General features: G+C 47.0%; 9 protein-coding genes. 7 read left to right on the top strand and 2 right to left on the bottom strand.

Translation table 11 applies throughout. From position 1 onward, the window contains the following. The first annotated feature begins 50 nt into the window (after positions 1 to 50). Entirely contained in the window at positions 51 to 5624 is a 5574-nt protein-coding gene (locus ACFQRK_RS02220; protein ID WP_379003181.1) for an alpha-2-macroglobulin, read from the top strand. A 22-nt stretch (positions 5625 to 5646) separates the two neighbouring features. On the opposite strand, the gene ACFQRK_RS02215 is transcribed toward ACFQRK_RS02220, so the two are convergent. Beyond that, on the bottom strand, positions 5647 to 6648 hold the full coding sequence (locus ACFQRK_RS02215; RefSeq protein WP_379003180.1) for a D-alanine--D-alanine ligase: 1002 nt from the start codon (positions 6646 to 6648) through the stop codon (positions 5647 to 5649). A 231-nt stretch (positions 6649 to 6879) separates the two neighbouring features. Here ACFQRK_RS02215 and ACFQRK_RS02210 point away from each other — a divergent pair, with 231 nt between their 5' ends. From ACFQRK_RS02210 to ACFQRK_RS02190, 5 genes are all read left to right on the top strand, one after another. Next, positions 6880 to 7644 carry a PASTA domain-containing protein gene (locus tag ACFQRK_RS02210; protein ID WP_379003178.1) on the top strand — a complete coding sequence of 255 codons (765 nt, stop codon included), beginning with the start codon at positions 6880 to 6882 and terminating at the stop codon, positions 7642 to 7644. A 27-nt stretch (positions 7645 to 7671) separates the two neighbouring features. Continuing rightward, the gene (mltG, locus tag ACFQRK_RS02205; protein ID WP_379003176.1) at positions 7672 to 8718 is read left to right on the top strand and encodes an endolytic transglycosylase MltG; all 1047 of its coding nucleotides are present in this window, start codon (positions 7672 to 7674) and stop codon (positions 8716 to 8718) included. After that, entirely contained in the window at positions 8719 to 9126 is a 408-nt protein-coding gene (locus ACFQRK_RS02200) for an acyl-CoA thioesterase (RefSeq protein WP_379003175.1), read from the top strand. It abuts the gene before it with no gap. 2 nt (positions 9127 to 9128) lie between these two features. After that, positions 9129 to 10136 (top strand): YihY/virulence factor BrkB family protein, encoded by a 1008-nt coding sequence (locus ACFQRK_RS02195; protein WP_379003173.1) that lies wholly within the window; start codon positions 9129 to 9131, stop codon positions 10134 to 10136. A gap of 228 nt (positions 10137 to 10364) precedes the next feature. Next, the gene (locus ACFQRK_RS02190) at positions 10365 to 12491 is read left to right on the top strand and encodes an ATP-binding protein (protein WP_379003171.1); all 2127 of its coding nucleotides are present in this window, start codon (positions 10365 to 10367) and stop codon (positions 12489 to 12491) included. Between the two features lie 24 nt (positions 12492 to 12515). On the opposite strand, the gene ACFQRK_RS02185 is transcribed toward ACFQRK_RS02190, so the two are convergent. Next, entirely contained in the window at positions 12516 to 13433 is a 918-nt protein-coding gene (locus ACFQRK_RS02185; protein WP_379003169.1) for an OmpA family protein, read from the bottom strand. 142 nt (positions 13434 to 13575) lie between these two features. On the opposite strand from ACFQRK_RS02185, the gene rpsA reads away from it, so the two are divergent. Continuing rightward, a complete protein-coding gene (gene rpsA / locus ACFQRK_RS02180; RefSeq protein ID WP_379003168.1) occupies positions 13576 to 15519 on the top strand; it encodes a 30S ribosomal protein S1 in 1944 nt (647 codons plus the stop codon). Positions 15520 to 15733: the final 214 nt, after the last annotated feature.

Below are 15733 nucleotides of genomic sequence, written 5' to 3'. Positions count from 1 at the left end.
AGGAAATTAGCCCAAAAATTCTTTACTTTCGCTCCCACAACTCCTATACAATGAAGTGCATCAATTCGATCTCACGCATGAGCATTCCCGGGATTGCCATCCTAGCAATTATTGTCGTACTGACATGGCAATGCAGCGGCCCTGCGGAACCCAATGCAGGCAATGCGGCCTTCGCTAAGTATGTCGAAGGTTATACCACCGGGGTAATATCGCGTGAAAGCACCATACGCTTACGTCTTGCTTCACAGGTGAACCATTTTCAGGAAACTAACGCGGAAGATACGCGAAAGCTTTTCACCATCCATCCGGCAATAAAAGGAAAAACACGTTGGATAGACGCCCGTACGGTCGAGTTTATTCCCGAAAAGCAATTCGAGCCTTCCAAGGAGTATCAGGTTTCGTTTAACCTTGGAGAAATCGTTGAGGTACCGGATGCGCTCAAAAATTTTATTTTCGACTTCAAAATCATCGACCCCTCCTATCATGTCGAATTAGATGGACTTAAAGCCCAAACTACCTCCTCCGCAGATCTTATGAAATTGACCGGAAGTCTTTCTTTTGCCGATATCGAAGCGGTGGACAACATTGAAAAAATCCTAAAAGCGACGGCCGATAACGGTAAGCTACTGACCATCAAATGGCAGCACAACGCCCAGACGCGTCTATCTTCCTTTACCATAGACTCGCTCAAAAAACGCCAAGATGCTTATGAAGTATTATTGAATTGGGACGGCTCTGCCATACGTTCGAAGAAAACCGGTCAAAAAAAGATCGAAGTACCTGCCAACGACGTATTTAAGGTACTTGATATCCGTGCCGTGCATGAACCCGAGCAATTTGTGCTTGTTCAGTTTTCCGACCCCATTCTGGTGGCCCAGCAGCTCGATGGCCTCATTGGAATCAGCGGTGTGAGCGATACCCGGTATACCATCGACGGCAGCGAGGTAAAGGTATATGCACCCGACCGGCTTGAAGGTGATTATGCAATTGCGATAAACGAAGGGATCGAAAACATCAGCGGAAAAAAAATCACGGCCGCCTATTCCGCCAATGTCAACTTCGAAAACCGGTTACCGTCGGTTAGTATTCCAGGAAAAGGCACCATTCTGCCTGGGGCAGGCAGGCTAACGATGCCGTTCGAAGCCGTAAACCTACGGGCGGTAGACGTAACCATCGTAAAAATCTACGAAAACAACGTCCCTCAGTATTTCCAGACCACCTACGACAGTAAGTATGAACTGCGCCGTGTTGCCAAGCCGGTCGTTCAGAAAACCATCGCACTGGATGCAGATAAAAGTGTGAACCTACGTAAGAAGAACCGCTTTTCGCTGGACATCGACAATCTATTGAAAACCGAGCCGGGTGCAATTTACCGGGTTTTGATCGGTTTCCGCCACAGCTATTCAGTTTATCCCTGCGGGGATGCAGATCTGCGAGAAATAGAGGACGCCGAGAACGAACAAGGCAACAATTACTATTCCGACAACATAGATGAAGACGACGAGTTCTGGTCGCGCTACAACAGTTACTATCCGTACGACTACGACTGGAACGAGCGCGACAATCCCTGCCACAGCTCGTATTATACAACGGAGCGCTGGGCCAGCCGCGACATGCTGGCATCCAACATTGGGCTCATTGCCAAGCGGGGCAACGACAACAGCGTCACCGTGATTGCCACCGATATTCTTACGACCCAGCCGATGCAGGGGGTCGAAGTGAAATTGCTGGATTACCAACAGCAGGTCATTCAAACAGCCACCACCGATAACGAGGGTTTTGCGCGCATCGAGGCTTCCCGAAAGCCGTTTATGCTCATCGCATCTAAAAACGATGAACGAGGTTACCTGAAATTGGATGATGGCTCCACCCTACCCTTAAGCCGATTTGATGTGGGAGGAGATGTGGTACAAAAAGGTATCAAAGGATTTATCTACGGTGAACGGGGTGTTTGGCGTCCGGGCGACTCACTTTACCTCAGCTTCATCATGGAAAACCAATCGGCCAACCTCCCGGCGGAGCACCCGGTCACTTTTGAATTGTATAACCCGAAGGGCCAGCTGGCCAGGCGGATGGTCGAATCCAAGCAAACCAACGGCTTTTATACCTTCAAAACCAAAACGGAAACCACAGCGCCTACAGGTAACTGGCTGGCGAAGGTAAGCGTGGGTGGCGCGACATTTCAGAAAACGTTGAAAATAGAGACCGTAATGCCCAACCGCCTGCGGATTACGCTGGATTTCGGCAATCGCAAGGTCTTGAACAAGAACAGCAACACGCCCGTTGCGCTTTCGGCAAAATGGCTCTTCGGCGCGGATGTACAAAATCTCAAGGCACGTGTCGAAGCTGTGGTAACACCGGTCAAAACAACATTTCCCGATTATAAACCCTATACCTTTGACGATCCGACACGTACGTTTACTTCGGAAAGCCAGGTGCTATTTGACGGCACCCTGAACCAACAGGGCAATGCCGCTTTTCCCGCCGACATTGCGGCCACCAACGGGGCCCCGGGTATGCTGCGTGCCAGTTTCACCACTCGCGTGTTTGAACCCGGCGGCAACTTCAGTATCGATAACATCAGCATGCCTTACAGCCCTTACGCCAGTTATGTCGGGCTACGCACTCCTGAAGGCGATCGCCTTTCGGGCATGCTGCTAACGGATCAGGACCACGAGTTGGATATCGTAGATGTGGACGCAAACGGAAAAAAAGTCTCCGGAACCCGCCGTGTACAGGTAGAATTCTATAAGATCCGTTGGCAATGGTGGTGGAACCAAGAGGAAGAATACCTTGGCAACTTTACGCAGGACCAATACAATCAATTGCTCAAAAAAGAAACCATCACCCTGAACAATGGCCGTGGAAAATGGAACATCCGCGTAAACTATCCCGACTGGGGGCGCTATTTGGTGCGGGTGGTCGACCTGGAAAGCGGCCACGCCACTGGAAAAACGTTGTACATCGACTGGCCGGGATGGGCCCAACGCGAGCAGCAAAGCAATCCGACGGAAGCATCCATGCTGTCGTTTACGTCTGATAAAGAAACCTATCAGGCGGGTGAGGAAGTGACCATAACCATTCCCTCTTCGGAAGGTGGCCGCGGCCTTATTAGTATTGAAAATGGCAGCCGGGTACTGCAAAGCTGGTGGATCAAAACCCAACAGGGACAAACGGTTTATAAATTCAAGGTGACCGAAGAGATGGCACCCAATGTATTTGTAAACGTTACCTTATTGCAACCCCACGAGCAGACCGCCAATGACCTCCCCATCCGGATGTACGGCGTAATACCGCTGCTGGTCGAAAATCCCAAGACCGTCTTAACCCCACAGATCAGCATGACAGACGTACTGCGTCCGGAAACCAAATCGAGCATCACGGTATCCGAATCCAATGGGAAAGCGATGACGTATACCATTGCCCTGGTAGACGAAGGGCTGCTCGATCTCACGCGGTTTAAGACACCGGATCCGCATGCCAGTTTCTACGCGCGAGAAGCACTTGGCGTCAAATCATGGGATCTATTTGATCAGGTGCTGGGCGCTTGGGGAGGTGATCTGGAACGCATTTTAAGCATTGGGGGCGACGGCGAAATCGACCGAAATGTAAACCCGGCGAAAGCCAATCGCTTCCAGCCCGTGGTCAAGTTCCTCGGGCCTTTCACCCTCCGCAAGGGCGGAAAAAACAAACATGACTTCACCCTGCCCCAATACATTGGTTCGGTACGGGCCATGGTTGTAGCCGGACAGGATGGCGCGTACGGCTTTGCAGAAAAAGCGGTTGCCGTGAAAAAGCCGCTCATGTTACTAGCCACCCTGCCCCGCGTGATCGGCCCTGGTGAAACATTTAGGCTGCCGCTCACCGTGTTTGCCATGGAAAACAACATCAAACAGGTAAGTCTCGAGGTCACTGCCACCGATGGACTATCCGTGCAAAACGGCAAACAGATCCTGACCTTCACGCAACAGGGCGAACAAATGGCCTATGCCTCCGTAAAAACCGGCAACCGTACGGGTGTTGGCAAATTGCGTGCGGTCGCAAAAAGCGGCAATGAGACGGCGGTGTACGAAATTGAAAGCGACATCCGTAACCCGAATCCGTTCATCACCTCGGTTGACAAGGCAGAAATCAATGGCAACTCAGCATGGCAAGGGGAAATCGTACCGCTGGGCCCTGGCAACGGCAATACCGCTATGGTGGAAATCTCGTCATTGCCGCCGATTAACCTCAGCAAACGGCTGAATTTCCTGATCCGCTATCCGTATGGCTGCGTGGAGCAGGTGACATCCAGTGTGTTTCCGCAGCTTATGCTCGATCGGCTGGTCGAACTGAAAGAACAGGAAAAAGCGGCAATAGCCAGAAACATCAAGGCCGGCATTAACCGACTGCGGAATTACCAATTGGCTAACGGAGGTCTCGGCTATTGGCCGGGTGCGCACGAAGCCAATGAATGGGGCACCAACTATGCCGGACACTTCCTACTGGAAGCGAAGGCCAAGGGATATACATTGCCGGCCGGATTCCTGGAAGCATGGCTGCGCTATCAGCGGAATACGGCTCAAAATTGGGCACCCGACCAATATAACTGGCGAGGCGGGGATCTGGTACAAGCCTACCGGCTTTACCTGCTTGCGCTTGCAAAGGCACCCGAACTAGGGGCAATGAACCGACTCAAGGAATTCCCCTATCTATCGGATGAGGCTGCCTGGCGGCTCGCCGCAGCCTATCAGCTTGCCGGACAGGGTATTGTTGCCAACCAACTGGTTAAAAACCGTCCTACTGAAGGCAAACCCTATGAAAATGCCGGATATACGTTTGGGTCGGCGCTGCGTGACCGCGCAATGATCCTGGAGACCCTTGATCTTATGGAGCGTCGGCAAGAGGCAGAAAAAGTATTGCTTGCGGTTGCCGCCGGATTGGACACTGACAACTGGTACAGCACGCAGACTACGGCGTATGCCTTGTTAGCCATCGGCAAGTTTGGCGACGAGCGGGCAGGTAAGAACAACTTCACCTACAACCTTAATGGCAAGTCCAACACCGTTTCTGCAACGACCTATGTATACCGCATTCCGATTAGTTTCAGCAATAAAAGCAATCAGATACAGGTGCAGAACTCAGGCAACAACAAGCTGTACGTGCGCGTGGTGCGTGAAGGTCAGCTTCCTGCCGGAGAAAATCCACCCGTTCATAACAACCCCGAATTGCTGACCATGAATGTACAGTACACCGATCGGGAAGGACAGGAAATCGACCCGGGGTTATTGACACAGGGCACCGACTTCATTGCGGAAGTTACGTTAAAGAATACAGGAAGTATGGGAATGTATGAGCACATGGCACTTGCCCAGATATTCCCTTCCGGTTGGGAAATTATCAATACCCGGCTCAATGACAATGAATCGGCTCTTCGCTCATCACCGTTCACCTATCAGGATATACGTGACGATCGGGTGCTTACCCACTTCAATATCCAGCAACAGGAAACCCTCACTTACCGGGTACTGCTCAACGCATCGTATGTAGGCCGTTATTTCCTACCCGCAATAAGTGTCGAGGCAATGTACGATAACCGGATACAGGCCTTAACAGCAGGTCGGTGGGTCGAGGTGACGGAATAAATGGAATTGCCGCCTTTCACTCTTAATTTAACAAAGCTTGCTCAATAAGCTCCCCATAAAATTCCGTTTCCGTTATACCGGCGGCACGCACCTGTTGGGGAATGAAGCTTTGGGCGGTCTGCCCAGGTACCGTATTTATTTCAATGAAATAGAAACGGTCTGTTCCTTCCTCCAAGAAGTAATCAACGCGTACCATCCCCTTACAGTTCAGTCGGATGTAAATTGCTTTTACCAATCTTTCCACGCGTGATCGTTGTTCGGAAGTGAGGTCTGCGGGCGTTATTTCTTGAGTTAGTCCTGGCACATATTTAGCTTCAAAGTCGAAAAATTCGCGTTCGGTGATCACTTCTGTCGCCGGCAAGACAACAATCTTATCTGCCCGGCGATACACACCCACCGAAAATTCACGCCCCTTTACAAATTCTTCAACGATAACCTGTCTACCTGTATTTTCCGCATTAAATGCCTTTTCAAGGGCATCCGTCAAGTCATGTTCTGCATTTACCTTGGTCATCCCGATACTGCTTCCCCCCGCATTGGGTTTGACGAAATAAGGGAGCGATAGTTCACGGCGCACCCGGTTTGCGGCCTCCATACGTTCGGTGTCAAACAATTGTACAGACTTAGCCAGATACAGTTCAGGAATCCCCGCCAATACGGCTTTCGTATAGGCCTTATTCATGGTCAATGCGGAGGTAAGGGAATCACAGGTGGTATACCGTAGCCCTACCATATCGAAATATCCCTGAAGACGGCCGTCCTCACCCGGAGAGCCATGCAGCATAATGAATGCCAGATCGAAATAAACGACCTGTCCATCCATAGGCAGCGTAAAATGATCTCGGTCGATTAAATACTTGACGCCATTGTCGCCGACATGAAACCAACTGTCGAGGGTGATGGTGATCTTGTAGACGTCATAATTGGTTTTATCCAGCTGTTCATAAACAAATTCGGCGCTTTTGAATGAAACTTCGGATTCGCCGGTATATCCGCCGGTTATCAGGGCTATCTTTTTTTTCATGATTCAGCAAACATAGACAACCCGTAGAACAAATACAATACCGAAGCCCCGCTTCCGACCTATTCTTTCGCTACCGTAACGCCCGTTTGCGTATACGATGCGTAACTTGCATATCAAAGCAAGTTTATCTAAGTTTGTTGCCCCATCCCCTGTTAATTTACTGGGGCTGTAAACTGTGGCGCTAATATTGCTAAACATCACGTAAATCGCATTTAGCCGTCAATTTGATAGATGAATATGGTAAAATTCTTCCAATATCTGAGAACAGAAACATTCCGAAAAAACCTCATTGGTGCGTTGATCGGCTTGACCGTCTTTTTTTTGATTATTGTCTTTGGCCTTCGTCAATATACCCGGCATAATGAATCTGTCCAAGTACCGGAGCTCAAAGGGCTGGTGATTGAAGAAGCGATAAAAAAACTGGAAGCTTCGGGCTTCGAATATGATTTGGACTCAATCTATCAGGTAGATGCGAAACCTGGTCTCGTCATCGAACAAGATCCGGATCCGAATACGAAAGTAAAAAAGAACCGGACACTTTATCTGACCATCATCACACGTACGGCTCCCGAAGTAGCCTTTCCCGAACTGGTGGAGAAAACCTTTGTCGAAGCCCGTGCGATTCTAACTAGTTACGGTCTCAAATTGGGCGACACTACGTACATCCCCGATATTGCGCGTGACGTCGTATTGGATGTCAAATTTGGCGGTGAACGACTCAATGCCGGACGGCCGATTCCAAAAGGATCAACCGTAGACCTCGTTCTGGGAAATGGTAAGGGCGCAAGTGAAGTACAGGTACCCGATCTCGTTGGACTGACGTTAGATCAGGTTCGTTTCGCGCTTCAGGGCAACTCATTAACCCTGGGAACCGTTAATTACATGGGTTTAATAGCGGATAGTGCCAGCGCAACCGTAATTTCCCAGACACCGACACCGGAAGATCCAGCCGTCAGCATAGGCACTCCGATCAATATCGCGCTTGCAAATCAATAATCGGCGACTGAAGCAGCAAACAACTATATGAAAAAAGTGAAAAAGGGCGGGTTACTAAAAATCATACTGGCGGTATCTGCGGCGGTCGTTGCGGTGGGATGCATCATCGCCTTTAAATACTATCGGGGCTTTTTTGCACCCAATGTCACCGCCAATGCCGAGTATCTCTATATCTATTCACACTGGGATTTTGAAGACGTGATTCACAACATCGGCGAACTTCACCTGGTTGACGATACCGCGACTTTCCGTTGGGCCGCGAAGAAAATGGAATATCCCGGTCGCGTGAAACCCGGAAAATATAAATTGGACCCCGGCATGAATAACCGTACATTGATCAACAAATTAGGCGGTGGATTTCAGGAGCCGGTGAAACTTCGCTTTGAAAATGTACGACTTAAAGAAAACCTTGCGGCCGTATTGGCAAACCAGCTGGAGCCTGATTCTATTGCATTCATCAATTTATTAAACAACGATAGTTTAGCGAGAAGTTACGGGTTTGATGCCGAAAATTTCTTCAGCATGTTCATTCCCAATACGTACGAGTTTTATTGGAATACCTCTGTGGATGCGTTTGCCAAGCGTATGCACGAAGAGTATCAAAAATTTTGGAATAAAGAACGAACGGAAAAAGCAGCCAACCTTAATCTCACTCCGCAGCAAGTAAGTGTATTAGCCTCTATTGTAAAAGGAGAAGCTCTCCACACGGATGAGATGCCTACAATAGCGGGGCTGTACCTCAATAGGCTGCAAAAAGGCATGCTGCTGCAAGCCGACCCTACGGTGATTTTCGCGAATAACGATTTCACCATCCGGCGCGTGCTTTACAGACACCTGCGTACGGATTCACCCTATAACACCTACCTGTACCGCGGGTTGCCGCCGGGTCCGATTATGATGCCCAGTATTTCATCTATTGACGCGGTATTAAACTATCAGCAACATAATTTTTTATACATGTGTGCCAAGGAAGACTTTTCCGGCTATCATAATTTTGCCGTAACTCAGGCCGAACACAATATAAATGCCCGGAAATTCCAACAGGCATTGAATGAACGAAACATCAAGCGCTAAATGTACACGTTTGAAACAAAGGTACGAGTCAGGTATGCTGAAACCGACCAAATGGGGTATGTCTATTACGGCAATTATGCTATGTATTATGAAGTGGGCCGGGTTGAGTTGTTTCGGAGTCTGGGTTTTTCGTACAAGGCTCTGGAAGACAGCGGCATCATGTTGCCGGTTATTGAATTACAATCAAAATTCCTGAAACCGGCAACCTATGACGAAGAGATAACCGTAAAGGCATCTTTGAACGAAAAACCGTCCGTAAAAATCCGTTTCGATTATGAGTTGTTCAATCAACGTGGAGAATTGTTGAATACGGGTAGTACGACGTTGGTTTTTGTAGATAAGCAACGTAACAAACCGTGCGTAGCCCCTGCTGATTTCCTAGCCCGGCTGCGAAGGCACTTTGAGTGATCATGAACTGGGCGCATCGAACATTGTTGAGATTCAAACCTTACTTCCAATTCATTGAATGGACCAAGGTTGTTGTGCTTCCGGGGTTTGGTTCGTTGCCCCTCTACACCGTTGCCATCTTTTTTTTTCAAGAAATCGCCCGGGAGTCCATTCTTAATAAGGCCTCTTCTTTGGCTTACAATTTTATGCTGGCTATTTTCCCCGGTATTATCTTTCTCTTCACACTTATTCCGTATATACCCATTGACAATTTTCAGGAGCAGTTGCTCGACTTCATGGAAGTGGTTATGCCGGAGAATGCGTTTCTTACCGTTGAGTCGACGTTAGAGGATATTGTGAAAAACCAAAATAGCGGTTTACTGTCCATCGGTTTTATATTGGCCACTTTCTTTGCTACCAATGGCGTCAGTTCGTTGATGCTTGCCTTCAACAAGGCTTCCTTGATTATAGAAAGCCGCAGTTGGGGACAACAGCGCCTGGTCGCCATAGGCCTGACATTGATGATTATCATCGCGTTAGCTGTTGGAATGACTATTTTCACGGCTGCAGGCTACGTAATCCGATATTTGCAAGACAACATTGAAATCAATGCGGCTTTTTGGGGCTTCGTTATCACCGCGTCTCGCTGGTTTATATTATTCGGCATTTATTTTTTTACCGTTAGCATTCTCTACAAATTTGGTCCCGCTTCATCAAAAAAATGGAAACTCTTCAGTCCGGGTGCAATGTTGGCAACGATATTGGCTATTTTAACATTTTCCGGGTTTGCCTTTTACATTAACAACTTTAATGCATACAACAAACTGTATGGCTCAATAGGCACGCTTATCGTGATCATGATCTGGCTCTACCTTAACTCGCTTATTCTATTGGTGGGTTTTGAGCTAAACGCCAGCATTGCTCTTTCCAAACAAAGCATTAAAATTGTCAGGCCGCGTAAGTTTAATACCTTTAAAACCGATACAGCATCCGAAAAGCTCCCGACAAAGGATTCCAAGCACCTCAATTAATTTCTTAGTTACATTTTTTTGCCATATTTTTGCCCATTCACAAAATGCTCGTTCAGGCATTTTGTTGACGGTGTCAAGGCTCGTCAACCACTTAACCATGAAACCTGCATGAGCTATCAAATAAAAAAACATAAAGGAGGCAAATCTCCGGAACGCCGTTACATAAAAAATATAGACAGCATTCATTGATGCCAACAAAAAACAATTAATGAATCAATAATCTATCCGATGAAAAAAAAGGCCAAAAAGACGCCGACGGTAAGAATTATACTATTGTGCAGTTTCGTAATTTCATTTCTGTTCATCGGGACCATTTTCGTCTATCAGTATGGTCAGTACCGTGCATTGGAAAGGCGATTGACCGAGGCCTATAAACTTCAACAGCGCAATTCTGAAGGTTTAAATTATCTGTTTTCGACCTATAGCGAAGCTGAAAATCAATTCAGGCTATATACGTTAGAATTTAGCGATAGCAGTTATTCTGCCTATCTTAATAAACTCAACCTACTTAAACACTTTGTCGATTCGTTGCAATCGTTTCCTTTTGTCGGCAACCCACCCAATAACCCCGCACTCAAAGTAGCGGACCAACAAAAAATCGCACTTGAATTTGCTGCGCTGAAAAAGCGGTTGGATCATTTGGTGCACCATACCAGTGATTCGCTGAGCATATTAACCCAAAGTGTATCCCGAAAGCCCGTTTCAACGCCCGAAATTGAGTCGGTGGTTGATCACGTTTTCAAGGATACTACAAGAAAAACCACTGCCGACACCATTGTCAGGAAACGTCCTGGCCTATTTAAGCGGATCTTTGACTCGAAAGACGACACCATTGTACTTACCCGTGAACACGATCGTCTCGACGTTGAACGAATATCGGTACTTAAAAAGAACCTTTCCTCCGTTCAGACAGGAATTGAACAGTCATATCTCACTACCATTGACAAACTCCGGAATACGTTCCTGAGGCTTCAAGACAAAGAAAGAGAGCTGGTCAGCACCAATTTCGACTTATTAAACGAACTTAAGACGAGCATGGAAACGATTAAAACGCTCGACCACTATGCGCTACACCAATCCGAAGAGAACAGTTCCTCCCTTTACCGAAAAAATGTGGATGTATTCGGCAAACAGCTGATTTTTGCGCTGGCTCTTATGTTGGTAATGATTGTTGCACTGGTGTATTACCAGCTCTATGCAACTTCTTATGAACGGCGACTTCGCGTAGAAAAAGACTATGCCGCAAAACTTGCTGAGGAAAAAACCAGTGTGCTCGCCAATATAAGTCACGAAATACGTACGCCACTTAATTCGTTGCTCGGAGTGGTTGACTTACTAAAAAACCGTGCTAAATCGGATAGCATCGATGGGAAACTTATCGATTCTGCATATTATAACATCAACATTATCAGCAATAACATTACGGATATTCTCAGCTTAAGCAAACTGGAGGCTGCTAATAAAGGCAACATCTCGATGGAGTATTTTTCCCCAAACCGGGTCTTTTTGGAGTTGGTGACGTTGCATGCAAACCAAGCAGAGTTGAAAAGCCTCCAACTGGAAACACAAATCGACATCGATCCTCGATTCAGCTTACTAAGCAACGAATTCAGGGTGAAGCAGGTGGCCTCGAATTTTCTAAGTAACGCAATCAAATATACGGGAAAAGGGAAGATTACATTTCGCGCATCGTTGTCGACCACTAAAAATGGTCAGAGCTTACACATAGAAGTGGAAGATACGGGTATCGGAATCAAAGAGGAGGACCGGCGTCAAGTATTCCGCAAATATTTCACAGCCAACACAAATACCGGAGGCATCGGCCTAGGGCTGTATATTTCAAAAATTATGGTTGAAGAATTAGGGGGCAACATCGGTGTGAAGAGCAAAGTGAATATAGGCTCGGTCTTCTTTGCTGACATTCCCTTTTCTGACAGCCGGATGGAGGCTCACGCGCACAAAAAGGCAACGTTGTCAGACCTTTCACCGAGTCTTCGTCTCCTGGTCGTGGATGATAATCCCATCAATATTCTCCTGATGAAACAGTTTTTTAAAGGAGTTGGGAGGGTATATACCGTCAATAACGGTGAAGACGCATTGGCGCTGATGAACGAGCATCCGATCGATCTAGTCATTACCGACATCCATATGCCTGGCATCAGCGGTATACAACTACTTGAAAAAATAAGAGCGGATGAACGCTTCAAATCTACAAAAGTCGTAGCTATTTCAGCAGACATGTCCACTTTAAAATATTCCGAAGAGACCCAAGCAGAAGCGTTCTTCGATGGTTTTATTGAAAAACCGTTTACCGAAGTTGAGATTGTGAAAACTATCCTAAAAGCGCTTTCCTAATCGTGTCGAATCCATTACGAATTCTTATTGCCGAAGAGGTGACGTACGGGTCGTGTCGCGCGGTACGTCTTCCGAGTTCGGACTGCTTTCGGGCGCTTTATCGATCAACTCCATAAATTGGTCAAGCTTCGGTGTGATGATGATTTGAGTACGGCGGTTACGTGTTTTTCCGCTTTCACTGTCGTTACCAGCGACGGGATTGTATTCCCCCCGCCCTGCGGCGGTAAGGCGTTTGGGATCTACCCCGTACTCGTTTTGCAATGCCTGAACAACGGATGACCCGCGCAATACACTTAAGTCCCAGTTATTACGAATATTGGGTTGGGAAATAGGTACGTTATCGGTATTACCTTCAACCAGCACGTCGTAATCCCGGTAATCCGCGATAATCTTCGCAATCTTGCTAAGTGTTTCTCCAGCTCGGTCAGAGATCTCATAACTACCGGACTTATATAACATGTTGTCTGATAATGAAATGTAAACCACCCCTTTCAGTACCTGTACATCCACGTCCTGCATCTCCTCGCGGCTCAGTGAGCGGGTCAGCCGATTGGTTAACACCATGTTAAGCGAATCGCTTTTATTCTTGGTATTCACCAAATGCTGGATGTACCGGTTGGAGGCATTGATCTCGTCCACTAACTTGGAAATATTTACGTTCCCCTGGTTAGACGACGTAAGACATTGATTGAGTGCCTCTTGCAATGATTTCACATTGGCTCGTTCGGATGCAATTTGATCTTCCAAACTAGTTACACGGGTATTTGCCGAAGAAAGTTGCTGCTGGGCTTCTTGATATTTCTCGGTCAAGGCCTGCTCCTTGGCACGCATTTCATCATGACGGGCTTGCAATGACCGAAACTTCTTATTACTCACACACCCCGACAACAGTAACGCTGCCGACAGAAAAGCTACGCCTGCATATATTGATAACCGTTTCATAACGTCTCCTTTTTTATCCTCAAAGCAATCTATGCCAACTTGATGCCAAAAATGTTTTTTTTATAATAACTCCCTATAAATAAAAGTTTTTCATACCTTTGCAGTCCTGATAAAAATCGGGAAAAAGGAGAAAAATGAATTAATGGCAAAAAAACAAGAAGCAGAAAAGGAACTGGCAGCAAAAAAAGCTGAACTCCAAGACGCTGAGGACACCTTGGTGAAGGAGAAGGAAGACATCGAGTCGGAGGCCGATTCGAAGTTTATCGATGAAATCAAATCAACCACCTGGAGCACACCCGACAATGACTTTGATTGGGACAGGGATGAGAAAGGATTTGGCAATTACAGCGACGAAGAGCGTACCAAATTGGAAAATCTCTACGCTGGCACCTTCAACTCGGTTAACAAAGGTGAAATTGTGCAGGGCACCGTTGTATCCATCAACAACAAAGATGTGGTACTCAACATCGGGTTCAAGTCAGATGGCCTGGTATCCCTTTCTGAATTCCGCGATACCCCGGATTTGAAAGTGGGCGACGTGGTAGACGTATTTGTTGAATCACAAGAAGATGCCAACGGACAGCTGGTACTTTCGCGCAAGCGCGCCAAAACCCAGAAATCTTGGGAGGAAATCAACGAGGCATTGGAAAACGACACCATCATAGACGGTTTTGTAAAAAGCCGTACCAAGGGTGGCCTTATTGTCGATATCAAAGGGGTGGAAGCCTTCTTGCCCGGATCTCAAATTGATATTAAACCTATCCGCGACTACGACATCTATGTGGGTAAAACCATGGAATTCAAGGTGGTGAAAATCAACCATGAATTTAAGAACGTGGTCGTTTCGCATAAAGTACTTATCGAGGACGATTTGGAAAATCAAAAGACCGAAATCGTTTCCAAACTCGAAAAGGGACAGGTATTGGAAGGCACCGTCAAGAATATCACCGACTTCGGCGTATTTATCGATCTTGGTGGCGTAGACGGTCTGTTGCACATTACCGACATTTCTTGGGGCCGTATCGAACATCCGAAGGAAGTATTGCAACTTGATCAGACCGTCAACGTTGTTGTACTGGATTTCGACGACGAAAAGAAGCGCATCGCACTTGGTTTGAAGCAATTGACCGAACATCCTTGGGAATCATTGGATACGTCGCTGGAAGTAGGCTCAAAGGTAAAAGGCAAGATCGTGACCGTAGCCGATTACGGAGCATTCCTCGAAATTACTCCGGGAGTGGAAGGACTCATTCACGTATCGGAAATGTCCTGGTCTCAAAATCTGCGTAGCCCTCAGGAGTTCCTGAAAGTCGGCGACGAAGTAGAAGCCCAAATCCTTACGCTGGATCGCGACGAGCGCAAAATGAGCCTCGGCATCAAACAATTGACGCCTGACCCATGGAAAAACATCGCTGAACGCTATCCGATCGGGTCTAAGCAAAAGGCGGTAGTGAAAAACATGACCAACTTCGGTGTGTTTGTTGAGCTGGAGGAAGGCATTGACGGATTGGTTCACATATCAGACCTCTCTTGGTCTAAGAAAATTAATCACCCCAACGAATTCACCAAAGTGGGTGAAGAATTGGAAGTTGTGGTATTAGAACTGGATGAGGAAAACCGGAAATTGAGTCTCGGCCATAAGCAACTGGAAGAAAATCCATGGGATACGTTCGAAACCATTTTCACACTGGATTCAATACACCAAGGAACGGTGATTAAAGTAGGTGAAAAAGGGAACATCGTATCTCTGCCGTATGGTGTTGAAGGTTTCTGTCCCGCTAAACACAGCGTGAAGGAAGACGGAAGCGTGCTGAAATTGGACGAAACGGCTGACTTCAAAATCATTGAATTCAACAAGGACAACAAGCGTGTAGTTATTTCTCATTCCCGTATCTGGGAAGACCAACGTGCTGAAGCGCGTATGGAAGAATTCAACAACCGCAAGAAAGAAGCCAAAGCCGCTTCATCCGCCGTACGGAAGGTGAAAGATTCGGTAGAAAAGTCTACCTTAGGCGATCTGGATGTTCTTGCACAATTGAAAGAGCAATTAGAAGACGAAGAAAGCGCAAAGAAAGCTAAAAAGTAAGCGTCTTAACCGAAAACTCACTCCCCGCTCCCCAAAAGAGCGGGGATTTTTTTTGCTTATGTGGAATAAATTTGTAATTTGGTTGTGAAAAGGGAATTCACCAGCGAGCGTCAGATCACGATCAACAGGCCGAAAGACGAAGTGTTTGACTATATCAAACACCTTAGCAATCAAAAAACTATGATACGTGGCATAAAATGGATCCGGACGCCCA

The sequence above is a fragment of the Parapedobacter sp. GCM10030251 genome (genome assembly GCF_042666505.1).
Taxonomy (GTDB): domain Bacteria; phylum Bacteroidota; class Bacteroidia; order Sphingobacteriales; family Sphingobacteriaceae; genus Parapedobacter.
This window is presented reverse-complemented; position numbering and strand designations above follow the sequence as displayed.

Coding starts and splice junctions, on each gene's coding strand:
- ACFQRK_RS02215 (WP_379003180.1), bottom strand. CDS start 6,648: ATGAAAAAAAAGATAGCCCTGATAACCGGCGGATATACCGGCGAATCC.
- ACFQRK_RS02220 (WP_379003181.1), top strand. CDS start 51: ATGAAGTGCATCAATTCGATCTCACGCATGAGCATTCCCGGGATTGCC.
- mltG (WP_379003176.1), top strand. CDS start 7,672: ATGAAAAAAGTGAAAAAGGGCGGGTTACTAAAAATCATACTGGCGGTA.
- ACFQRK_RS02195 (WP_379003173.1), top strand. CDS start 9,129: ATGAACTGGGCGCATCGAACATTGTTGAGATTCAAACCTTACTTCCAA.
- ACFQRK_RS02200 (WP_379003175.1), top strand. CDS start 8,719: ATGTACACGTTTGAAACAAAGGTACGAGTCAGGTATGCTGAAACCGAC.
- ACFQRK_RS02190 (WP_379003171.1), top strand. CDS start 10,365: ATGAAAAAAAAGGCCAAAAAGACGCCGACGGTAAGAATTATACTATTG.
- rpsA (WP_379003168.1), top strand. CDS start 13,576: ATGGCAAAAAAACAAGAAGCAGAAAAGGAACTGGCAGCAAAAAAAGCT.
- ACFQRK_RS02185 (WP_379003169.1), bottom strand. CDS start 13,433: ATGAAACGGTTATCAATATATGCAGGCGTAGCTTTTCTGTCGGCAGCG.
- ACFQRK_RS02210 (WP_379003178.1), top strand. CDS start 6,880: ATGAATATGGTAAAATTCTTCCAATATCTGAGAACAGAAACATTCCGA.